The organism is Pseudarthrobacter phenanthrenivorans, from assembly GCF_036455295.1.
Classification (GTDB): Bacteria; Actinomycetota; Actinomycetes; order Actinomycetales; family Micrococcaceae; genus Arthrobacter; species Arthrobacter phenanthrenivorans_C.
On the sequence record NZ_JAYXNX010000011.1, the window covers coordinates 117,146 to 138,274 of the forward strand.

The following is a 21,129-nucleotide window of genomic DNA, read 5'->3' on the forward strand; positions in this document are numbered from 1 at the left end:
GTGCGTCCCTTACTTCGCTGCGTTGGCGAGCTCGGCGGCCTTGTCGGCGCCCTCGTCCATGGTGGCGGCCAGGGTAACCAGCGGGTGGTTGGCCTCGGTGAGGATGCGGCGGCCTTCCTCGACGTTGTTGCCGTCGAGGCGGACTACCAGCGGCTTGTTGGCGGACTGGCCGAGCTCGGCCAGTGCACCGACGATGCCCTTGGCGACAGCGTCGCACGCGGTGATGCCGCCGAAGACGTTGACGAATACGGACTTGACCTGCTCGTCACCCAGGATGACGTCCAGGCCGGCTGCCATGACCTCAGCCGAGGCTCCGCCGCCGATGTCCAGGAAGTTGGCGGGCTTGACGTTGCCGTGGTTCTCGCCGGCGTACGCAACAACGTCGAGCGTGGACATGACCAGGCCGGCGCCGTTGCCGATGATGCCTACTTCGCCGTCGAGCTTGACGTAGTTGAGGTCCTGCGCCTTTGCCTTGGCCTCAAGCGGGTCTGCTGCGTCCTTGTCCTCAAGCTGGGCGTGCTTGGGGTGGCGGAAGTCGGCGTTTTCGTCCAGGGATACCTTGCCGTCAAGGGCGAGGATGTCACCGTTGCCGGTCTTGACCAGCGGGTTGACCTCAACCAGGGTGGCGTCTTCCTTCTTGAAGACGTCCCAGAGCTTGAGGATGACGCCGGCTACCTTGGCGCGGAGTTCCTCGGCGAAGCCGGCAGCGGCGACGATTTCGTCGGCCTTGGCCTGGTCGATGCCCACGGCGGGGTCGATGGCGATCTTGGCCAGCGCTTCGGGGCGTTCGACGGCGAGCTGCTCGATTTCCATGCCGCCCTCGACCGAGCACATGGCCAGGTAGTTGCGGTTGGCCCGGTCCAGCAGGACGGAGAAGTAGTATTCCTCGGCGATGTCCGCACCCTGGGCAATCATCACCTTTTTGACGGTGTGGCCCTTGATGTCCATGCCCAGGATGTTGGAGGCGTGCTCAAACGCCTCATCGGCGGACTTTGCGACCTTGACGCCGCCGGCCTTGCCGCGGCCGCCTACCTTGACCTGTGCCTTGACAACGGTAACGCCGCCGATCTTCTCGGCAGCTGCCTTTGCTTCTTCTGGGGTGTACGCCACGATGCCGGCAAGCACGGGTACACCGTGCGCCTCGAACATATCGCGCGCCTGGTATTCAAACAGGTCCACGGTTTAGTGTCCTTCTACGTCGAAGTAGTTTCTGTACAGTCGGACACCATCTGGAAGACGATGACCGGGCTGCGGATTGCACGCACCGGCGGCCTGTTGGAAACGAGCCACGCGGCGTAATGCTCCATGGGGAACTCTAGTCCTTTGGAGGGACCGGGCCGTCCCAGAGTACCGCTTATGTGAGTAAGCACACTATTCTATGGATCGTAGAAAAACCGCGGATTTACGGGGTTTTTGGGGCCTCCGGCTGCGTATTCCGGGTGCTCCCCGCCGGGCCCTGGATCAGTTCGTAACGTTCGGGGGAAACAAAGAACCCCACCCCGGCAGAGACGTTTCCGCACGCCACACCGCCGTTGTAGGCAGAACAGCGAAGGCCGTTGCGTTCCAGGTTCTGGCCGTCCTCGAGGACGGGCAACTGGGCCAGCGGGCCGGCCTTGCTCCCCTTGGGCCCGTAGGCTGCCTCCATGCTTGTGACGCCCGAACGGCATTCGCCGTAACGTGCAGCGTCCGGGGTCAGCAGGGCAACGCCGCCCAGGTAGCCAAGGTGGGTTCCGGCGCAGTCGTCCTTGATGTCGCCGGGCTGGGGGGCGGGGTAGGTGGCCAGCTCACAGTGGGCCACCGGGACGATGGGCAACTTGTTGTTGGCGGCGTCGCTGTAGCGGTTCTGTTCATAGGGCAGGTTCAGGTGTTCCCCCCGGGCCGAGGTAAGTGAGCATGCGATGGTCCGGTCCGAGGTGATGAAGGAGACGACGTCGGTGCCGCTGGAGAAGGCCTTCGCGTCGGCAAGGGGAGCTTGTTCCAACTGCTGGATGGGCGGCAGGGGAGCCGGGGGAACGTAGGACGGGTCCTTGGTGGTCACGCTGCACCCCGTGGCCGAGGCAAGGAAAAGGGCGGCGAGCATCCCCCATACAGTCCGTCGCATGGCCTCCATTATGCCCGGCTCCGGTCACCGAAAGGGCCATTGGCGGCACAAGTGCCGGTGGCCCCCGAGGGGTGGGCCACCACGCCGCTCAGGCCTCGAGCTTGGTCAGCGGCGCGTACCGCAGCAGCAGGCGCTTTTCCCCGACGTCGAACTTGACCTTGGCAACCGTTTTGTCCCCTGCCCCTTCGAGGGCCAGGACGGTTCCATTGCCAAAGCTCGTGTGGTTGACCCTGTCCCCCACGCTGACGGCGATGATTTCCTTTTGCGGCTGCACCCTGTTTTTCGCGATGAAGGCGGGGACGTCGGCGTTGAAGCCCGCGGAGGAATCCGCCGCAGCACCCCGTGAGGTGCCGGCGCCCCAGAAGGATCCGCTGTAGCGGCCTGAGCCAATGGAGCCGCCGCCTCCCCACGCCTGCCGACTGGTTCCTTCGCGCTTCCATTCCAGGAGTTCGGCGGGGATTTCCTCAAGGAACTGGCTGGCGGGGTTGTACTGGCTCTGTCCCCACATGCTGCGCACCTCGGACCGGGTCACGTAGAGCCGCTTCCGGGCACGGGTGAGGCCCACGTACGCCAGCCGGCGTTCCTCGGCCAGTTCCTTGGGGTCGGTGGCCGAGCGCTGGTGCGGGAACAGCCCGTGCTCCATGCCGGTGAGGAAGACTACGGGGAATTCCAGGCCCTTGGCCGTGTGCAGGGTCATCAGGGTCACCACGCCCAGGCGCTTGGCCTCGGCTACCGCTTCATCAATGTCCGCTCCGGGAGCATCGGGGATCTGGTCAGCATCCGCCACCAGGGACACCTGTTCCAGGAACGCGGCCAGTGACCCCTCGGGGTTTTCCTGCTCGTACTCCCGCACCACGGCCACGAGCTCGGCCAGGTTCTCCACGCGGGCCTCGTCCTGGGGATCGGTGCTGGAGCGCAGGGCGGCGAGATAGCCGGTCTGCTCCAGGACCGCCTCGAGTGCCGCGGCGGCACCCGACCCGGCGGCTACCTCGGCAAGGTCGTCCAGCATCTTCACGAAGCCCAGCACGGCGTTGACGGAACGGGTGGCCATTCCGGGGGCCTGGTCGGCGCGGCGTGCCGCGGCCATGAAGGACGTCCGCTCACGCTCAGCCAAAGCAGCAACGGCCCCCTCGGCGCGGTCGCCGATGCCGCGCTTTGGCTCATTCAGCACCCGGCGGAGGTTGACGTCGTCATCAGGATTGACCAGCACGCGCAGGTACGCAAGGGCATCCTTGATTTCCTTGCGCTCATAGAAGCGGGTGCCGCCAACCACCTTGTAAGGCAGGCCCACGCGAACCAGGACGTCCTCGATGGAGCGGGACTGGGCGTTGGTCCGGTAGAAGATGGCGACGTCGCCCGGACGCAGGTTCTCCTCGTCCTGGAGCCTGTCGATTTCCTTGGCAATGAACTGTGCTTCGTCGTGCTCGTTCTCACCCACGTACCCGATGATCTTGTGGCCTTCGCCTTCGGCGGTCCACAGCCGTTTTTCGGGCCGGTTGGGGTTGCGCGAGATGACCGAGTTGGCGGCGCTCAGGATGTTCTGGGTGGAACGGTAGTTCTGCTCCAGCTTGATGGTGCGGGCTTCGGGGTAGTCCTTTTCGAACTCCACGATGTTGCGGATGTCTGCTCCGCGGAAGGCGTAGATGGACTGGTCCGAGTCACCCACCACCGTGAGCTCGGAGGCGCCGGGCCCTTCGCCCACGATTTCGCGGACCAGGGCGTACTGGGCGTGGTTGGTGTCCTGGTATTCGTCCACCAGGACGTGGCGGAAGCGGCGGCGGTAGGACTCGGCCAGTGCCGGGAAGGCCCGGAACATGTAGACGGTCTCGGCAATGAGGTCGTCGAAGTCCATGGCGTTGGCCTGGCGAAGGCGCTGCGTGTAGCCCTTGTACACGTCTGCCACGGCGTGTTCGAAGGGGTCGTTGTAGTTGGCGGCAGAGGCAAAGGAGTCGGCGTCAATAAGTTCGTTCTTCAACGCGGAAATCTTGTGCTGGATGGCCTTGGGCGCGAACTTCTTGGGGTCCAGGTCCAGTGCCTTGGACACCTGGGTGACAAGGCGCAGGGAGTCCGCCGAGTCATAGATGGAGAAGTTGGACTTCAGCCCGACATTCGCGGCTTCCTGGCGCAGGATCCGCACGCAGGAAGAGTGGAAGGTGGAGATCCACATGATCTTGGCCCGGCCGCCCACCAGGGCTTCGATGCGCTCCCGCATCTCGGCAGCCGCCTTGTTGGTGAAGGTGATGGCCAGGATCTCGCCATGGTGGGCCCGGCCGGTGGCAATCAGGTACGCGATCCGGTTACTGAGCACCCGCGTTTTGCCCGAACCGGCGCCGGCAACGATCAGCAGGGCCGCGCCGGCGTGTTTAACCGCTTCCTCCTGCTGCGGGTTCAATCCCTCCAGCAACTGGGCAGCATCCGGGCGGCGGTGGCCATGGTGGCCGCCGGCGTCGTGCTGGTTGCCGCCGTTCCGGTTGGACTGCTGCCAGCCGCCGGGCTGGTGCTGACCGTCAACGTCCGGAACCCGCATTCCGCCCGGGCCGGCCGTGGTGGCGACGCCCTCAGGCCCCGTCCTGGTGCGGGCGGTGGCGGCCGTAGCGGCCTTGAACGGTCCGTCAGAGTACGGGTCAAACAACATATCCATGGTGCCTACAAGTCTAGGCGGTGGGACCGACAACGCCTTCCAGCCTGTGGATTACTCCCGCTGCGCGGGCAACTGGCTCAGCCCACCGACGCTGACTCAAGGGCTGCACGCAACTCGCGCACCGCCGTCGTTCCGCCGGCTATGAACCACTCCAGACCGTTGACGCGCACGGTGTCCACGGCACCTCCGGCCGCCCGGACGATCGCCTTGCCCGGCAGCCAGTCCCATTCCGGGCAGCTGTGCTGGAACCAACACCCCAACTGCCCCTCCGCCACGCGGCCCAGGTCGCAGGAACCGGACCCAAGCATGCGAAGGGAGGCTGCGGAGGTGGCGGCCGCGTGCCAGGGCATGGCGCACATGGGGTCCATCAGCCACGTGGGGTGGATATAGGTGGCCGCACCAAGTTCGGCGACATTCGTGGCGTTGCGCCTGCCGCCGTCCTCGGCAAAGGATGTAATCGGATCACCATTGAGGGTGGCGGGACGGTCATTCCCGCCCAGCCACAGTTTGTTTTCCTCGGGCTGGAAGACAGCGCCCAGCAGCACATCGTTGTGGTCCTTGAGGGCTATGGCTGAACACCAGTACGTGGAGCCGTGCAGGAAGTTGTAGGTGCCGTCCACGGGGTCGATCACCCAGGTTCGGCCGCTGGTGCCCTGGACGGAGGCGCCTTCCTCCCCCAGGATGCCGTCCTCCGGCCGGCAGCGCCGCAGCTGCTCCAGCACGTAGGCCTCGGCGGCGTGGTCCGCCGCGGTCACCACATCGGAGACGGAGGTCTTTTGTTCGGATTCCAGGCCGGCCATGCGCATGAGGAGCGCCAGCTGTCCGGCTTCGCGTACCAGCGCCGCCGCCAGTTCGTAGTCGTCCAATGAGGGGTCAAGAACAGCTGCGCTGTGTCGGCCAGTGGTCATGGGTTCAGTTTATGGGGCGGGATAATGGTGCCATGGCCAAAACCCCTGCCCAGCGGATCAAGAAGCACGGCGCCAATGCGGTTGTGCCGCAGCATCATCTACCACCGGTGGTCAACCCCACCACGGCGCGCACACCCGAGAAAGCCCAGGCCAACAGCAACCTGATCGTGATCGCCGGGGTGGTGGCGAGCCTGTTCCTGTTCTGGTACCTGCACTTGCTGACCCTGAACCAGATGACCCAGCTCTCCCAGGATATGGCCATGCCGGATTCGCTGGTGGGCGGGTTCGACGCCGGTTACATCGGCCGGCTGCAGGGCGTCATGAACGCCGATGCCCTGGGCCAGTTGAGCTATGTCCACAAGACCGCCGGAACCCTATTTCCGCTGATCTTCGGCTTTACGTGGCTGCTGCTCATCGGCACCAACGTGGCACGGAAGGCACTGCGCCGGGCCTTGTGGGCTGTCCCCATGCTGTTCGTAGTGGTCCGGCTGTGGGGCAACGTGGCCATTGACGCCATGATGGGCACGCCAGGTCCCGACGCCGGGCAGGTGGCCTTGGCATCCTCCCTCACCGTTGCCGGCTGGGTGCTCTTCCTGCTCAGCCTCGCGGCCGCCGCCGTGGCAGTGTTCCTCAACAGAAGGAACCGGAAGCAGCACTAGCCAGCGGTTGCCCGGGCGGCGGCCACTGCCTCGCGCCGTTGCTTCCGGTGCCGGTGCACCCGCTGGGCAATGACCAGCCCGGCGGCGGCCATTCCCACGGTTACCGGATAACCCATCAGCCGTTCCAGCGTCCCTGGTTCCGGCACCCTCATGTGGGTCAGGCCGCCAGTGGTGAGCGCCGCCAGTGAGACGCTGCCGCACACCAGCAGGAACCACGCCATCCCGGTTTTCCGCAGCCAGAGAAGGCCCAGGACCACCAATGCCGCCCCGCCGGCCACAAAGTACATGACCGCGCCGGTGTAGTGCCACGGGGAGCCGGCGTCTTCCGGCACCAGTCCCACCACCACGGTTCCAACCCCGGCGGCTCCGGTGAGCAGGCGGACCACGGTGGCCGCCAGCCACGGCTTCCTGCTCCCCCAGTCCACCCGCGTGCCGGCCCGGGCGGCCACCCGCAGCAGCCCCGAGGTCAGCAGAACTGCGCCCACCATCAGCCCCAGGCCCTGGACCACGAATGAGGCGTTCATCAGCCAGTTCAACGGCGAGCAGACATCACGGCCCGAGTAGATCCCGCAACGGAGTGCACCCAGGTCGCTGATGTATCCGGTGCGCAGGTTGTAGGGGCGGGGGCCGGCCCATGCCATAGCCACCACGGCTTCCGCCAGGAAATACTGCAGGACGCTCAAAACTGCCCACGCACCGATGTAATGCCGGGTAGACGCAACGTTCGGGATGAAGGCAACGGCAGGAGCGGCACCAGGGGCTGGACTCATGCCTTGAGCGTAGTACGGCCCGGCACCTTGTATGCTTGTAACCGTGTCCGGACGGACCGGCCCAGCCGAACCGCCGGATGCCCGCCCTCGTAGCTCAGTGGATAGAGCACGGCTCTCCTAAAGCCGGTGTCGTTGGTTCGATTCCAATCGAGGGCACTTGAACTCCAGTTCCCCGGAGCCCGGCCTCCGCGCCTACCTGCTGGGCAGCCACCGGACCATCGCGCCCGGTGCAGCGGGCCGCTGGCAGGTGGAGCGTGACCTGCTGGACAGGTCGGACGGCACCCGCGGAACCTTTTCCGGCGTCGTGCTTTTCACTCCAATGGACGACGCCGGCCTGTTCCTTCGCGAGGAAGGCACCATGCGCTGGCCATCCTTCACCGGCCCCGCCACGCGTGAGTATGTGCTGAAGCGCGCGCCCCGCCCCGACGCTCTGGACGTGTTCTTTCCAGACGGCCGCCCGTTCCACCGCATGAGCTTCACCCCGGATGCCAGCCTGGACACCCACTGGTGCGACCCCGACACCTACCGTGTCTCCTACACCCGCCAGGGCCCGGACGCTTTCAGCTACAGCTGGGATGTCACCGGCCCCCGCAAGGACCTGTTGCTGGTCTCGCACTTGGAAAGGATTTGCGCATGAAGGACCGGATCGTGGTGTCCGCCGTCTGCGTCTTCGACGACGGCGGACGCCTCCTGACCGTACGGAAACGCGGTACGGGCATGTTCATGCATCCCGGCGGCAAACCCGAACCCGGCGAGACCGCGGTCCAGGCCGCCGCACGTGAGCTCGCCGAAGAAGTGGGCATCGTGGTCCAACCCGAGGATCTTGAACTCTTGGGGGTCTGGATCGCGGACGCCGCCAACGAGGCCGCCACAGACATCGAAGCTACCGTATTCCTCGCCCCGGGCACATGGCAGGCCAGCCCGGCGGCCGAGATCGCCGAGATCCGGTGGCTGGACATCAGGGGTCCTGGCGGCGGCCAGGCCCTCCCCCGGGACCTGGCGCCGCTGCTGACGGACCACATCCTGCCCCTGCTGGCGGCCGCCCCCATGGAACTGCGGGACTAGAACTCGGGGACGGCTTCCTGCGCCACGGCCGTGGCCTCGGCAAACTGCGTCCGGTACAGCTCGGCGTAGCGGCCGCCGGCTGCCAGCAGCTCGGTATGGGTTCCGCGTTCCACGATTTGGCCGCCCTCCACCACCAGGATCGCGTCTGCGGCGCGGACGGTGGAGAGCCGGTGCGCAATCACGACGGCGGTACGCCCCTCGAGTGCGGCGCCCAGGGCTGCCTGCACGGCGGCTTCGTTCGTGGAGTCGAGCGCGGCAGTGGCCTCATCGAGGATGACGACCCGCGGCTGGGCAATGAGGAGCCGGGCGATGGTCAGGCGCTGGCGTTCGCCGCCGGAAAGCCGGTAACCGCGCTCCCCCACCACTGTCTCCAGGCCGTCCGGCAGGGACCTGATCATGGTCTCCAGCCGGGCCTGGCGCAGGACGTCCCACATGTCGTCGTCCGTGGCGTCGGGCCGGGCCAGCCGAAGGTTCGAGGCGATGGTTTCGTGGAACAGGTGGCCGTCCTGGGTGACCATGCCCAGGGTGTCCCGCAGCGAGTCGAAGGTAGTGTCCCGGACGTCCAGCCCCGTCCCCGGCGCGGTGCCGCCGAGCCGGACGGCGCCCGAGTCGACGTCATAAAGCCTCGACAGCAGCTGGGCAATCGTGGACTTGCCGGCGCCGGAGGAGCCCACCAGGGCCACCGTCTGCCCTGGTTCCACCCGGAAGCTGACGCCGTGCAGCACTTCCTCGCCGCCCCTGGTGTCAAGGGTCGAAACTTCTTCCAGGGATGCCAGGGAGACCTTTTCCGCGGAGGGGTAGGCGAACCGGACGTTGTCGAACTCCACGGACACGGGCCCGGCAGGAACGGGCACGGCGTCCGGCTTCTGCTGGATCAGCGGTTTCAGGTCCAGGATCTCAAAGACCCGTTCAAAACTGACCAGTGCGCTCATGACTTCAACGCGGGCGTTGGACAGCGCCGTGAGCGGGGCATAGAGCCGTGTCAGCAGCAGCGCCAGGACCACCACGTCCCCGGGCGCGAGCTGGCCGCCCAGGGCGAGCCAGCCGCCCAGTCCGTAGACCAGCGCAAGCGCGAGCGCGGACACCAGGGTCAGGGCCGTGACGAACGTGAACTGCAGCATGGCCATGCGGACGCCGATGTCGCGGACGCGGCCCGCGCGGGCAGCGAACTCGCGGGATTCCTCATCGGGGCGGCCGAACAGCTTCACCAGCGTGGCGCCGGGTGCGGAGAACCGCTCCGTCATCTGGGTGCCCATGGCGGCGTTGTGCGCAGCGGCTTCGCGGCGCAGGTCCGCCAGTTTGGAGCCCATGCGCCGGGCCGGGATCAGGAAGATCGGCAGCAGGACCATGGCGAGCACGGTGACCAGCCAGGACTTATTGAGCATCACGACCAGGGTCAGGGCCAGCGCCACGGAGTTGCTCACCACGCCGGAGAGCGTGCCGGCAAAGGCGGACTGCGCTCCGATGACGTCGTTGTTGAGGCGGCTGACCAAGGCTCCAGTCCGGGTGCGGGTGAAGAAGGCAATGGGCATGCGCTGCACGTGGTCGAACACCCGGGTGCGCAGGTCCACGATGACGCCTTCGCCGATGGTCGAGGACAGCCAGCGGGTCAACAGCCCCACCCCCGCTTCGCCCACGGCCACGATGGCGATCAGCACCGCCAGCCAGATCACGGTACCGGCATCTGTCTTGGCGATGATGGCGTCAACCACCTGGCCGGCAAGCACCGGGGTGGCGACGGCCAGGAAGGCCGCTGCGATTGAAGAGAGCACGAAGGCGATGAGCTTGCCCTTGTGGGGAGCGGCGAATGCCAGCACCCGCTTCAGGGTTTCCTTGGAGAACGGCTTGGAGCCGCTCTTGGCGGTGCTGATGTTGTAGAGCGAGCTCCAGGCCACGCGGTCCATACTCATGGTTATTTCTCCTGGCTTGGGGTGTGGTGGAGCTCCTGGACCGTGCCGTCTTCCAGGTGCCACCGGTAGTCGAGTCGGACGTTTTCCAGCAGCCGGCGGTCGTGGGTGACCAGCAGCAGTGCTCCGTCGTAGCTTTCAAGGGCCTCTTCCAGCTGCTCGATGGCGGGCAGGTCGAGGTGGTTGGTTGGTTCGTCAAGCACCAGCAGGTTCACGCCGCGCGCCTGGAGCAGGGCCAGGGCTGCCCGCGTCCGCTCCCCCGGCGACAGGGAGTCCACGGCCCTCGAGGTGTGGTCCGCCTTGAGGCCGAACTTGGCCAGGAGCGTTCGCACGTCGGCACTGTTCCAGTCCGGCAGCACCGCTTCGACGGCGTCGCCCAGAGGCAGCCCCCCGTCCAGCAGGCCGCGGGCCTGGTCGATTTCGCCGACGGCGACGGAGGCGCCCATGGAGGCATCGCCGTCGTCCGGTTCCTGGGTTCCCAGCAGCAGGCGCAGGAGGGTGGACTTGCCGGCCCCGTTGGGGCCGGTGATGCCCACCCGCTCGCCGCCGTTGAGCTGGAGGTTGACCGGTCCCAGCGTGAACCCGCCCTGGCGTGCCACCGCGTTGCGCAAAGTGGCGACGACGGCACTCGAGCGCGGTGCCTGGCCGATGCTGAATTGGAGCTGCCATTCCTTCCGGGGCTCCTCCACCACGTCCAGCCGGGCGATGCGCGATTCCATTTGCCGGACCTTCTGGGCCTGCTTCTCCGAGGACTCCGTGCTGGCGGCGCGCCGGATCTTGTCGTTGTCCGGGTTCTTCTTCATGGCGTTCCTGACGCCCTGCGAGCTCCATTCCCGCTGGGTCCGCGCGCGCGACACCAGGTCTGCCTTGGTGGCGGCAAACTCCTCGTATTTCTCGCGGGCGTGCCGGCGCGAGACGGCGCGTTCCTCCAGGAAGGCGTCGTAGCCGCCGTCGTAGACGGCCACGCTGTTCTGCGCAAGGTCCAGCTCGACCACCCGGGTCACGCAGCGGGCCAGGAACTCGCGGTCATGGCTCACCAGCACCACTCCGCCGCGCAGCCCCGTCACGAAGTTCTCGAGAGTGGCGAGGCCGGCGAGGTCGAGGTCATTGGTGGGCTCATCCAGCAGGACGACGTCGAAGCGGCTCAGCAGGAGGGCGGCCAGGGCCACGCGGGCCGCCTGGCCGCCGGAAAGCCCGGTCATCAGCGCATCCGGGCCGGCGTCCAGGCCGAGGTCCGCGAGCACTGCCGGGATGCGGTCGTCCAGGTCGGCGGCACCGGAGGCCATCCAGCGGTCAAAGGCGCGGGCGTAGGCGTCGTCGGCGCCCGGAGCCCCGGACCCCAAAGCCTCGGCGGTGGATTCCATCTCGCGGGTTGCTTCCGTGCAGCCGGTCCGGCGGGAGATGTAGGCGGCTACTGTCTCCCCGGGGACGCGCTCGTGCTCCTGGGGCAGCCAGCCGACAAAGGCGTCCGAGGGGGCGAGGCTGACCGCCCCTTCCTGTGGCTGGTCCACGCCGGCCAGGAGGCGCAGCAGGGTGGACTTTCCGGCACCGTTGGCGCCGACAACGCCCACCACGTCGCCCGGGGCCACCGTCAGCGAGAGCCTGGAAAAAAGCGTGCGGTGGCCGTGGCCTCCGGAGATGTCCTTGGCAACAAGGGTTGCAGTCATCGAATTCGTCCTTTCGCCGCTGCCCGGGCAGCCTTTGACGGCCGGCAGAGGCGGCAAAAACCGGGCCGCGGCGCCGCTGGGGCTGCAGGACATAGAAGAACCCGCTGGTCCGGACTTGGGGGGTGTACGGACCAGCGGGCTCGACCATCAACTATAGACGACTGCGGACTGTCGGCAAAATCCGTGGCACCGCGCACGGGCCCGGCCACGGTAAAATCAGTCACACCCCTACCATCCCGCAGAGAGTCCTCCATGACCCTTTCCGCCAAGGCGTTCCAGCGCTGGCTGCAAAGCATCGCCCCGGATGCGAGCACCGCCGATGTCTGCCGGATCTCCGGGATCAAACGGACCACGCTGGCGCAGCAGCTGGTCCGCGGGAAGGTATCCGTGAGCACGGTAGTCAGCGTCAGCCGCGCCTACAACATCAATCCTTTCGCCGCGCTTGCCGGGTTTGACGCCTACAGGGTCCTTGCAGGGCCGACGCGTCCCCCCACCAGGAATGAACTGGTAAGCCAGATCTCCACGGCGGACCTCCTGCGCGCGCTGCTTGCCCGGCCAGCCATGGACCCGGTCCGCGGACCGGCCGCACCCGCGCTCACCCCTGCCCCGCACGCTACCTCGGTCAAGAACTGGGTGGACGCCATTGACGACGGCGAGGTGCGGCACCGCGTGTCTGCCGCCACGGGGGTGGCCCCGCAAAACTATTCCGCCCAGTTAACGGCCAATCGGCTCTCCCCCGAGCTTGCGGTGGCTACGGCCCTGGCGGCCGGGGTGGGCCCGGCCGGCGGCCTGGTGGCAACCGGGGTCATCACTGAGGAGGAGGCGGGCTGGCCTCCGGAGGCAAGGCAGGCAGCCCTCGACAGCCTCTCCGACGGGGAGCTCACGGCACTTGCCGGGGAGAGGCTTCAATCATTGGGGAAAGTGCTGCGCCGGCAGGAGCAGGACCAAGCGCAGACAGAGAAGATTTGGGAGAACCTGGGATGATCGAGATACTTCAGTGGAGCACGCTGGCGATTTGCGCCCTTGTCGCAGCGGCCCGCATCCCCAGCACCCTCCGCGGGGAGAACCGCTCCCTGTTCGGCATTTTTTCCTTGATGACCCTCGCGATCCTGCTGAGCATCCAGGGGCCGTACGTGGTGATTGACCAGGCGATGGGCGGGATGAACCTGGCCAACCTGCTGCTGCGTTTTGTGATCTTCGGGGCCATCTTCTTTTTGGGCATCCGCATCTCAAGGGGCTTCGGGGCTGACAGCGCCCACCGGCTCATCACCGGGAAGGCCGGGATGGTGGTCCTGATCGCCGTCTCAGTTGTCATGGTTGCGCTGTTCTTCATGATGGACACTTCCGGGTCCTCCGCCGGACTGGTAGCCATTTCCGGGAAGGATGCCCGCCATTTCGCACTCGTTGAGTACTATGGCGCGGCAGGCCGCGCCTATCCCGCCTACGTTGCCCTGGCCCTGCTGCCGTCCATGGTGCGGGCCGTCCGCGACAGGCTCCCCGTGCTGGTCCGCATCGCCGCTGCGCTGCTGGCCCTGGGCGGAATCGCCGTGGCCCTTACGCTGTTGTTTCCGGTTATCCCGCCCTCGCTTGGCTCGATTGAGTTCATCATCAACTACACGGCCATCCTGTGCTTTGTCATTGGACTGGCCCTGATCTGGGCCGCAAGGGTGGTCAACGGACGCAGTGCGGCCCGGCGCAGGACATCTACCGAAACGTAACCTTCTCCGGCTTTCACAAAATCATTAGAATGTGAAACAATTATGAATGTGTGAAGGCGGGGCTGCCCGGCGTTTTCGAACGGGGATAAATTCTGGAATGCCGGAGCCCCGGGGGCCTTTGCACACATTGGGGGGATGAGTGGTGGCGGATCGTTGGGGAACCGCCCCCACTCAGCCTGTTTAAGCCCCCTTCAGGCTCAAACAGCCCGCCGACCCGCCGCCCCGGTTACTTCCTGGCGAAGCGCAGGGTGACCAGCTGGAACGGGCGGAGCGTCAGCTCGGCGCTGCCCGCACCGGTCACAACTCCGGGGGTTTCGGCACGGCGCTCCAAAAGATCCGTAGCCGCAACATCCTGAACCGGGAAATTGGCGGTGAGGGTTCCGGCGGAGCGCTGCCCCAGGGACTCGTAGAGGCGGACCACCACGTCACCTGAACCGTCCTGGGCCAGTTTCACCGCCTCAACAACCACGGCGGGGTTATCGACAGAGAACAGCGGTTGCACCGCCGAGGCGCCCTGAACGTGCCGGGGCCTAAGGTTGGCCCGGTACCCCTCCTGGACGGCGTCGGCAATATCGGCACCTGGCCGAACGGTTACCGTCAGCTCGTGATGGCCACGGTCGGCGTCCGGGTCCGGGAACTTAGGCGCCCGCAGCAGGGACAGGCGCACAGTGGTGGTGGTCCCGCCGTCGGAATCCCTGATGCTCCTGGCAACGTCGTGGCCGTACGTGGACGAATTGGACACCGCCACGCCGTAGCCGGCCTCGCCCACATGGATCCACCGGTGGGCGCAGATTTCGAACTTCGCCGCCTCCCAGGAGGTATTGGTGTGCGTGGGCCGGAAGACGTGGCCGAACTGCGTTTCGGCAGCCGACCGGTCCGCCCGGACGTCCAGGGCGAAGCCAAGCTTCAGCAGCTTCTCGCGCTCCTGCCAGTCCACGGACGTGGTGATTTCCAGGGCCGGGCTGCCCGGGGCCAGGGTGATGCGCTGGGTCAACGGCGACGTGCCGGCCAGCCGCTCCACCACCACCACGGCGCTCCCGCCGTCACTGGCACTGCGGACAGACTCCGCATGGACCAGTGGGGTGACGTTCCGCCGGTAGAACTCGTCGATGTCCCAGGCGTCCCATTCATTGGGGGTGTCCCGGTGCAGTTCCAGGAGGTTGCCGCTCTGACCCGGGGCGATTGCCTCGCGGCCGCTGGCGTAATCGCGCAGGGAGGAGATGAGTCCGTCAGCGTCCACCACGGCGCGGATGATCCCGTTGTCCAGGATGTAGCCGCCGTCCTGCGGCAGGACCCGTGCCGGTTCCGGGGAAGGCTCCGGTTCGCCCACAGCCAGCGCGGGGACACCGTCCCTGGCGTGCGGGGCAGCGTTAAGCAGGAACGTCCGGTCACCGGATCCCAGCATGGCGGCAACTGCCTGGCTGATCAGTGCCTCCAACGCGGCCGCGATGGCCTGGTAGTTACGTTCGGCGTCCTGGTGGACCCACGCGATGGAGCTGCCCGGAAGGATGTCGTGGAACTGCTGCAGCAGCACCAGTTGCCAAAGACGCTTGAGCTCCGCCCCGGGGTACTCAAAGGTGCCGCCGGACCGGACTGCCGCAGTGGCGCACCACAGCTCCGCTTCGCGCAGCAGGTGTTCGCTGCGCCGGTTGCCCTTCTTGGTGCGGGCCTGGCTGGTATAGGTGCCGCGGTGCAGCTCCAGGTACATTTCGCCCACCCAGACCGGAAGGGCCGGATAGTCTTCCTCGGCCTGCAGGAAGAAACTCTCCGCTGAACCGATGCGGACCTTGGGGGATCCTTCCAGGTCCGCGGTGCGTGCTGCTGCCGCAAGCATTTCGCGGGTGGGGCCGCCGCCGCCGTCGCCATAACCGAACGGCACCAGTGACACGGTGCCGCGCCCGTGGTCCCGGTAGTTTCGTTCGGCATGGGCCAGGTCCCTGCCGCTGAGGTCGGAGTTGTAGGTGTCCACCGGAGGGAAGTGGGTGAACAGCCGGGTGCCGTCGATCCCCTCCCAGTTGAAGGTGTGGTGCGGCATCCTGTTGGTCTGGTTCCAGGAGATCTTCTGCGTGAGGAACCAACGGCTGCCCGCAGCCTTGACGATCTGCGGCAGGGCCGCACTGTAGCCGAATGAGTCCGGAAGCCACGCTTCCCTGCACTCGATGCCGAACTCGGCCAGGAAGAAGCCCTTGCCTTCCACGAACTGCCTGGCCATGGCTTCGCCACCGGGCATGTTGGTATCCGACTCCACCCACATGCCGCCTACCGGAACGAACTGGCCCGTCCGCACCTTGTCGCGGATCCGGCTGAAGAGTTCCGGGTACAACTCCTTGATCCAGGCCAGTTGCTGGGCGGATGAACAGGAAAAGACAAAGTCCGGGTCCTCGTCCATGAGCGCCACGACGTTGGAAAATGTCCTGGCGCATTTGCGGATGGTTTCCCGCACGGGCCACAGCCAGGCGGAGTCGATATGCGCATGTCCGGTGGCAACCAGTTGGTGCGCGGAGGCGTAGGCGGGCCGGGCGAGGACCTCGGCGAGCGCGCGGCGGCCGGCCGCGGCGGTCCCGGCGACGTCGTCGGGATCCATGACATCCATCATGCGTTCCAGGGCCCGCAGGATCTCGTGGCGGCGCGGAAGTTCCAGCGGGAGTTGTTCCATCAGCCCGGCCAGCGTCCAGATGTCCTGTTGAAGTTCCCACACACACTGGTTCAGCTCGGCAATGGCAATGCTTCCCAGCCGGTACTGCGGCGCTCCCCCGGCGGTCGCTTTGTCGCCCAACGGGGTGGCGGCGAAAGTCCAGCCCTGCGCCATATCAGGGTTTGCTGCCGCCTCGACGTAAAAGTCCACTGCCATGCCGCTGCCCAGGAGTTTGAGCGGGATGTACTGGTTCCGGGGCGAGATTGCCTTGATGATGCTGCCGTCAGCCCGCCACGCTATGCCTTCGCACTGGAATCCAGGCGCTTCGGTAGTGAACCCGAGGTCCACCACCACTTCCACCGTGGTGTCCGGGCCGCCCCAGGACTCAGGTACCTCCCCCTGCAGCCGCAGCCAGGTGGTGCCCCATGGCCGCCCCCACGCGGCGCCGTGCTCCTGCGGCTGGAACTCCTGCCGCATCGCTTCCAGCGCAGGAACCGGTTCGTCAGGGACTTCCCAGCTGCTTAAGGCAAGCGGGACCGACCTGCTGTACACGGCAGGGTCGATGCGCTCGCGCACAAACCTTGCCAGCCGGACTTCCGTGATCCTGCGGTCGTCATGCAATATGTGTCCTCTTTAACCTTGAGACTGGATCATCGCGTCCATTCGATGGACAAATCTACCTGCTGGAGTCACCGCAACCAACCCCCTGCCCATGCCGCCCGCTGTTGGCCCTAGGCACTTGGCACCACGGGTTGGGGCCGAAGGATCCGGGAGTCCCCCGCATATACGTTGAAGCTGGTGCCGCGGCTGAAGCCGGCCACAGTCAACCCATTCGCCTCGGCCAGTTCGACGGCGAGGCTGGAAGGGGCACTGACAGCGGACAGGACGGGGATGCCGGCGAGGGCCGCCTTTTGCACCAGCTCAAAGGACGCCCTGCCGGACACCTGGAGAACCGTGCCGGCCAGCGGCAGGAGGCCTTCACGGAGCGCCCACCCCACCACCTTGTCCACGGCGTTGTGACGGCCAACGTCCTCCCGCAGGCACAGAAGCCGCGGGGCGCCGTCGTCGTCAATGCTGAAAAGGCCCGCTGCGTGCACGCCCCCGGTGTCATCGAAGACGCGCTGGGATTCCCGCAGCAGCGAGGGAAGGGAAGCGAGCACCCGTGCATCAATCTCCAGCGGGTCGTCCTTGGGACTGAAGTGGGAAGACTTCCGGACGGCTTCGATGGAGTCCGTCCCGCAGATGCCGCAGGAGCTCGATGTGTAGACCTTCCGGCCGGTATCGGGAAGCGGAACGTCCGGGCGCAACTGGGCTTCCACCACATTGAAGGTCTGGACGCCGTCCTCGTCCTCGCCGGCGCAGAACCGCAGGGAGACAAGCTGGCCGGGTGTCCAGATGACGCCCTCGGACACCAGGAACCCCGCCACCAGGTCAAAGTCGTCGCCGGGGGTGCGCATGGTTACCGAGTAGGACAGCGTGCCCAGCCGGATTTCGAGCGGTTCTTCAACAGCGAGGACGTCTTCGCGGTGGCGCACCGGGTATTCAAGTGCACCCGGCGAACCGTCCAGGAGATATTTGTGCACCTTGCGGCGCTGGGTTACGCGTCCCATGTTCCAGCCTGCCTGATCATTACTCCATCATGGCACCATCCGGTCGGCCCCTGTGCAGGAGCCCAAGCGCTTCAGCCCAGGAGCGCGCTCCAGTCCACGGGTCCGCTGTTCGCCGGTTTGCCTTTGGTTTGTCCGGTCCGGGGACTGCTTCGCGGTTTAGGTTTCGCCGGCGTTTCCTGCGTCCGCTGTATCGGCGGCCCCCAGGGCAGGGCAAAGGCAGGTACTGCCTCACCCAGTTGCACACCGTGCGGGGGCACCACCAGCACACCATCGGCAGCGGCGAGCCCGCGCATCATCCCGGGCCCTGTGTGCTGTGCCGGGGCGGCCATGCCGTACAGCAGGCGGAACGGCATGAGCCTCGTACGGCCGGGGTCTGGTTCGATCATTGTCCCGCAGGGAACCTCCTCCACCGCGGGCATTGCACGGTGGCCCAGGGCAGCGAGCAGCGGGCCACCGACGGTGGAGAGGGCCATCATGGCTGCCAGGGGGTTGCCGGGCAATCCCAGGACAAAGCGCCCGTCCGGAAGTTCGGCGAGAACCGCAGGGTGGCCCGGCCTCATGGCCACGCCGTCGATGATCAGCCGGCCGCCCAGTTCGGCCACTGCGCGCCGGAGATGGTCTGTTCCCGAACGGCCAGTACCTCCGGTGGTGATGACGACGTCGGCAGGAAGGTCCGGCACGTCCGGCACCGCCGGCACCAGGTCTTCGAGCGCTGCGAGCCATTCAGCGTACGAGTCGCCGATCCGCTGCTGCCCCGCAGGAATGCCACCCAGCATCGAAACGACGTCAGGCAGTTGCGGACCGAACGTGTCGCGCACCTGTCCGGGGGCGGGGGTGCCGCGTTCCACCACCTCGCCGCCGGTCAGCACCAGGCGCACCACGGGCTTGCCCTGGACCTGCACTTCGTCGTAGCCGGCCAGGGCTGCCAGGGCCAGATGGGCGGGGTTGAGTTCCACCCCAGCCTTGACCAGGATGTCCCCTTCAAGGGCTTCCTCCCCGGCCTTCCTGATGTGTTCGCCGGCGCGGGGCTCTCCGGGCCGCGCCTTGCCCCCTGTCATCAGGACGGGCAGGCCGTCGTCGTCCCGGCCAAGGACAGCGCTCTCGGTGCGGAGGACCGCCTTGCCGCCGGAAGGGATCAGCCCTCCCGTGGCTATGGGGCTCGCCTGGTGCGGCGCCAACCTGGTTCCGGGCTCCACGGGAATCCACGGGCCGCTTCCATTGACCACCCAGCCGTCCATCGCTGAAGAGGCGTAATGCGGCATGTCCTGAAGTGCCACGATGTCCTGGTCAAGCCTGCGGCCCAGGGCCAGCCGCAACGCCACGGGCCCCGGAGGAATGGGAGTGGCGGCATCGTACGCCGCCTGCCTTGCCTCTTCCCAAGTGTGGGCAGCGTGATGGTGGGCAATGTGATGCGGTTCAGCTTCGCCGTGGCCGGCATCCACTGGTCCTGCCCCATCGGTGCTGGCTTCTGCAGGTTCGGTTTCTCCGGCCCGGGCTGGTGCTTCCGTCCCCGGCGGATCGTGGGGACGGCTCAGGGGTCCTGCCGTCATTCGCCGGGAGTCCCGGCGGTGGCTTCCTTGCCGTAGTCAACTGCCAGGGAACGCGCTACGGCCAGCGCCGAATCCATGGAGGCGGAGTCCATTTCCCTGCCCGGTGCAGCGGCCAGGCCTGCAGCGAAGCCGGCAATGAAGGTGGTCAGCGGAGCGGCAGGCCGGACGACGGCATGGGCGGCGACGCCTGCAAGTGACAGCACCGCGTTGACGTCCACCTGGACGTCCTCAAGCTTGTAGGCCTGGAGGAGCGCCCTGCACCACTCTTCCAGCGTTTCGTCCTGGCTTTTCACGTATTGCCTCCCACGTTAGCTCCGCCTGCACGCCGGTCCTCGCTCCCGCACTGGTTCCCGGCGGCGATCCCCAGCGCGGCAGCATCCTCCCAGGTATCCACATCGGAGGTGGACCCGGCGGGGACTGTGACTAGCTGCATGTCCAGACTAGCAAGGAGCGCACGGACGGACGCGTTGACCAGGGCGTTGCGTGCGGCCAATTCCCCGCACGCCCTATTTAGCTCCGCCGTGCTATAAAAAGCTGCCAGCGGCTGTACCCTGCCGCCCTCATCCTTCGCCATGACGCCCCGGATGGCTCCCCCGGCCAATCGTGGGGCAGGGCAGTCGGCAAGTGCGTCACGCAGCACTGACACAGCCCCGGCCGCCAGCGGCATGTCGCAGGCCAGCACCAGGGTGTGTGGTGCTGGTCCCGCATTGTCCGCCAGGGTGGCCAGGCCAGCGGCGATGGCAGCCGCGGGGCCGGCAAAAGGTGGATCTTCCCGGCAGGTCAGCAGGCCGGACGCCCAGGGCGGCGGAACCAGCGGGATCCGAGTAGAGGCGCCGGCCCGCAGGACATCAATCCCGCCCACTACAACCGTTCGGCGGGCGCCCGCCGAGGCAGCCACGGCACGCTCCAGCAGCGTCTGGCCCTGGAAGACCAGCGACTGTTTGGGGACGCCGCCCAACCGCGAAGAACGTCCGCCTGCCAGGACCAGGGCATCAAAGACCAGCCTGTTCGCTTCCATCCACCCAGCCTAGCGACCGGACGCTCCATCGGACGCAGGACGGATCAGGCAGCGCGCTCCGGAAGCAGGAAGGGATCCCATGCCGGGGTTGGCTTCTCGAGTTCCTTGATCTGCCAGATCGTTCCCCGCGGCGGCTCGGGCACAAACCGCAGGGTCCAACCCATCTCAGCAGGAGTGTGGTCACCTTTGACGTTGTTGCAGCGCAGGCAGGCGGCTACCAGGTTCTCCCACGAATCGGCCCCGCCGCGTGACTTTGGGTGCACGTGGTCGATCGTGTGCGCCGCCTTGCCGCAATACGCACATTTGTGTCCATCGCGCCGGAGCACACCCCTGCGGCTGACCGCCGTGGAGTGGTTGTACCGGGGCCGGATGTATCTGTTGAGGAGGATCACGGACGGGCGCCCCAGGACGTCGGTTGGGCCCACAACGGGGTCGTCCCCTTCGGCCACAACGCTGGCCTTGCCCGTGAGCACAAGCACCAGCGCCCGGCGGAAGGTGATTACCGCCAGCGGTTCATATCCAGCATTCAGAACGAGAGTGCGCATGCACTTACCTCTTCACGGCCGCACCCGTCAGGGGCACGAGGGCCGGCTGCCCTCGGCATGTCCGGGCTATGGATCGACATCACAAGAGTAAGCAAAGAAGTGCAAAATCAGGTAATCGCCCACGCGGCGGCCCTCTCTGGCGGCCGGGGCGGGAAGCCGAGTGAACGCGACCTGCTGGGAGATTTTAACAACAAAGGACCCCTGCCTTGTTGGCAGGGGTCCCTGAGGCGATCCTTTGGCCGGCGTCCGTTCAGGCCGGCACCGGGAATACCTAGCTGACGCGGATGAAGACGGGGCCGGAACCGACGTTGGCGCTGAACACCACGGTCTGGTTT

General features: G+C 66.7%; 18 protein-coding genes and 1 tRNA gene. 6 read left to right on the plus strand and 13 right to left on the minus strand.

All coding sequences use genetic code 11. From position 1 onward, the window contains the following. Nucleotides 1-9: 9 nt before the first annotated feature. The 4 genes from sucC to VXJ37_RS15220 all read right to left on the minus strand — a co-directional run bounded on the left by sucC (nt 10) and on the right by VXJ37_RS15220 (nt 5,650). Nucleotides 10-1,179 carry an ADP-forming succinate--CoA ligase subunit beta gene (gene sucC, locus VXJ37_RS15205; protein ID WP_331323868.1) on the minus strand — a complete coding sequence of 390 codons (1,170 nt, stop codon included), beginning with the start codon at nt 1,177-1,179 and terminating at the stop codon, nt 10-12. A gap of 223 nt (nt 1,180-1,402) precedes the next feature. After that, entirely contained in the window at nt 1,403-2,110 is a 708-nt protein-coding gene (locus VXJ37_RS15210; protein ID WP_331323869.1) for a hypothetical protein, read from the minus strand. A gap of 79 nt (nt 2,111-2,189) precedes the next feature. Beyond that, nucleotides 2,190-4,736, minus strand: a complete 2,547-nt coding sequence (gene pcrA, locus VXJ37_RS15215; protein ID WP_440589821.1) for a DNA helicase PcrA — start codon at nt 4,734-4,736, stop codon at nt 2,190-2,192. Between the two features lie 83 nt (nt 4,737-4,819). Then, complete coding sequence (locus VXJ37_RS15220) at nt 4,820-5,650, minus strand: inositol monophosphatase family protein (RefSeq protein WP_331323871.1); 831 nt, start codon at nt 5,648-5,650, stop codon at nt 4,820-4,822. Between the two features lie 32 nt (nt 5,651-5,682). On the opposite strand from VXJ37_RS15220, the gene VXJ37_RS15225 reads away from it, so the two are divergent. Then, nucleotides 5,683-6,309 (plus strand): hypothetical protein, encoded by a 627-nt coding sequence (locus tag VXJ37_RS15225; RefSeq protein ID WP_331323872.1) that lies wholly within the window; start codon nt 5,683-5,685, stop codon nt 6,307-6,309. Here the strand turns inward: VXJ37_RS15225 and VXJ37_RS15230 are convergent. After that, nucleotides 6,306-7,079, minus strand: a complete 774-nt coding sequence (locus tag VXJ37_RS15230; RefSeq protein WP_331323873.1) for a DUF998 domain-containing protein — start codon at nt 7,077-7,079, stop codon at nt 6,306-6,308. The two genes, VXJ37_RS15225 and VXJ37_RS15230, sit on opposite strands and share 4 nt — an antisense overlap. A gap of 83 nt (nt 7,080-7,162) precedes the next feature. Here VXJ37_RS15230 and VXJ37_RS15235 point away from each other — a divergent pair. The 3 genes from VXJ37_RS15235 (at nt 7,163) to VXJ37_RS15245 (ending at nt 8,144) form a co-directional block, all read left to right on the plus strand. After that, nucleotides 7,163-7,235, plus strand: a tRNA-Arg gene (locus VXJ37_RS15235). 1 nt (nt 7,236) lies between these two features. Continuing rightward, nucleotides 7,237-7,716: a DUF6314 family protein gene (locus VXJ37_RS15240; protein WP_331323874.1), complete on the plus strand. Its 480-nt coding sequence runs from the start codon at nt 7,237-7,239 to the stop codon at nt 7,714-7,716. Further along, nucleotides 7,713-8,144, plus strand: a complete 432-nt coding sequence (locus VXJ37_RS15245) for an NUDIX hydrolase (RefSeq protein ID WP_331323875.1) — start codon at nt 7,713-7,715, stop codon at nt 8,142-8,144. Before VXJ37_RS15240 ends, VXJ37_RS15245 begins: the two co-directional genes overlap by 4 nt. Here VXJ37_RS15245 and VXJ37_RS15250 read toward each other — a convergent pair. Both VXJ37_RS15250 and VXJ37_RS15255 read right to left on the minus strand, forming a co-directional pair. Next, nucleotides 8,141-10,054 (minus strand): ABC transporter ATP-binding protein, encoded by a 1,914-nt coding sequence (locus VXJ37_RS15250; protein WP_331323876.1) that lies wholly within the window; start codon nt 10,052-10,054, stop codon nt 8,141-8,143. The genes VXJ37_RS15245 and VXJ37_RS15250 overlap by 4 nt on opposite strands. A gap of 2 nt (nt 10,055-10,056) precedes the next feature. Beyond that, nucleotides 10,057-11,718, minus strand: a complete 1,662-nt coding sequence (locus VXJ37_RS15255) for an ABC-F family ATP-binding cassette domain-containing protein (protein WP_331323877.1) — start codon at nt 11,716-11,718, stop codon at nt 10,057-10,059. 252 nt (nt 11,719-11,970) lie between these two features. Here VXJ37_RS15255 and VXJ37_RS15260 point away from each other — a divergent pair, with 252 nt between their 5' ends. Both VXJ37_RS15260 and VXJ37_RS15265 read left to right on the plus strand, forming a co-directional pair. Further along, entirely contained in the window at nt 11,971-12,702 is a 732-nt protein-coding gene (locus VXJ37_RS15260) for a hypothetical protein (RefSeq protein WP_331323878.1), read from the plus strand. Then, entirely contained in the window at nt 12,699-13,436 is a 738-nt protein-coding gene (locus VXJ37_RS15265; RefSeq protein WP_331323879.1) for a hypothetical protein, read from the plus strand. Before VXJ37_RS15260 ends, VXJ37_RS15265 begins: the two co-directional genes overlap by 4 nt. Nucleotides 13,437-13,662: 226 nt before the next feature. On the opposite strand, the gene VXJ37_RS15270 is transcribed toward VXJ37_RS15265, so the two are convergent. From VXJ37_RS15270 to VXJ37_RS15295, 6 genes are all read right to left on the minus strand, one after another. Then, complete coding sequence (locus VXJ37_RS15270) at nt 13,663-16,692, minus strand: alpha-mannosidase (protein WP_331323880.1); 3,030 nt, start codon at nt 16,690-16,692, stop codon at nt 13,663-13,665. 110 nt (nt 16,693-16,802) lie between these two features. Beyond that, a complete protein-coding gene (fdhD, locus tag VXJ37_RS15275; protein WP_331323881.1) occupies nt 16,803-17,681 on the minus strand; it encodes a formate dehydrogenase accessory sulfurtransferase FdhD in 879 nt (292 codons plus the stop codon). Nucleotides 17,682-17,752: 71 nt separating this feature from the next. Further along, nucleotides 17,753-19,231 (minus strand): molybdopterin molybdotransferase MoeA, encoded by a 1,479-nt coding sequence (locus tag VXJ37_RS15280; protein ID WP_331323882.1) that lies wholly within the window; start codon nt 19,229-19,231, stop codon nt 17,753-17,755. Further along, a complete protein-coding gene (locus VXJ37_RS15285) occupies nt 19,228-19,524 on the minus strand; it encodes a DUF6457 domain-containing protein (RefSeq protein WP_331323883.1) in 297 nt (98 codons plus the stop codon). The genes VXJ37_RS15280 and VXJ37_RS15285 overlap by 4 nt, the downstream gene beginning before the upstream one ends. Next, nucleotides 19,521-20,249, minus strand: coding sequence for a molybdenum cofactor guanylyltransferase (gene mobA / locus VXJ37_RS15290; RefSeq protein WP_331323884.1), 729 nt, complete (start codon nt 20,247-20,249; stop codon nt 19,521-19,523). Before mobA ends, VXJ37_RS15285 begins: the two co-directional genes overlap by 4 nt. Before the next feature lie 44 nt (nt 20,250-20,293). Then, a complete protein-coding gene (locus VXJ37_RS15295; RefSeq protein WP_141943486.1) occupies nt 20,294-20,794 on the minus strand; it encodes an HNH endonuclease in 501 nt (166 codons plus the stop codon). Nucleotides 20,795-21,129: the final 335 nt, after the last annotated feature.

What these genes read in the sequence shown, in the direction of transcription:
- VXJ37_RS15260 (WP_331323878.1), top strand. Translation starts at nt 11,971, where the DNA reads ATGACCCTTTCCGCCAAGGCGTTCCAGCGCTGGCTGCAAAGCATCGCC.
- VXJ37_RS15295 (WP_141943486.1), bottom strand. Translation starts at nt 20,794, where the DNA reads ATGCGCACTCTCGTTCTGAATGCTGGATATGAACCGCTGGCGGTAATC.
- VXJ37_RS15280 (WP_331323882.1), bottom strand. Translation starts at nt 19,231, where the DNA reads ATGACGGCAGGACCCCTGAGCCGTCCCCACGATCCGCCGGGGACGGAA.
- VXJ37_RS15230 (WP_331323873.1), bottom strand. Translation starts at nt 7,079, where the DNA reads ATGAGTCCAGCCCCTGGTGCCGCTCCTGCCGTTGCCTTCATCCCGAAC.
- VXJ37_RS15210 (WP_331323869.1), bottom strand. Translation starts at nt 2,110, where the DNA reads ATGGAGGCCATGCGACGGACTGTATGGGGGATGCTCGCCGCCCTTTTC.
- VXJ37_RS15245 (WP_331323875.1), top strand. Translation starts at nt 7,713, where the DNA reads ATGAAGGACCGGATCGTGGTGTCCGCCGTCTGCGTCTTCGACGACGGC.
- VXJ37_RS15255 (WP_331323877.1), bottom strand. Translation starts at nt 11,718, where the DNA reads ATGACTGCAACCCTTGTTGCCAAGGACATCTCCGGAGGCCACGGCCAC.
- fdhD (WP_331323881.1), bottom strand. Translation starts at nt 17,681, where the DNA reads ATGGGACGCGTAACCCAGCGCCGCAAGGTGCACAAATATCTCCTGGAC.
- VXJ37_RS15250 (WP_331323876.1), bottom strand. Translation starts at nt 10,054, where the DNA reads ATGAGTATGGACCGCGTGGCCTGGAGCTCGCTCTACAACATCAGCACC.
- VXJ37_RS15225 (WP_331323872.1), top strand. Translation starts at nt 5,683, where the DNA reads ATGGCCAAAACCCCTGCCCAGCGGATCAAGAAGCACGGCGCCAATGCG.
- mobA (WP_331323884.1), bottom strand. Translation starts at nt 20,249, where the DNA reads ATGGAAGCGAACAGGCTGGTCTTTGATGCCCTGGTCCTGGCAGGCGGA.
- pcrA (WP_440589821.1), bottom strand. Translation starts at nt 4,736, where the DNA reads ATGTTGTTTGACCCGTACTCTGACGGACCGTTCAAGGCCGCTACGGCC.
- VXJ37_RS15220 (WP_331323871.1), bottom strand. Translation starts at nt 5,650, where the DNA reads ATGACCACTGGCCGACACAGCGCAGCTGTTCTTGACCCCTCATTGGAC.
- VXJ37_RS15265 (WP_331323879.1), top strand. Translation starts at nt 12,699, where the DNA reads ATGATCGAGATACTTCAGTGGAGCACGCTGGCGATTTGCGCCCTTGTC.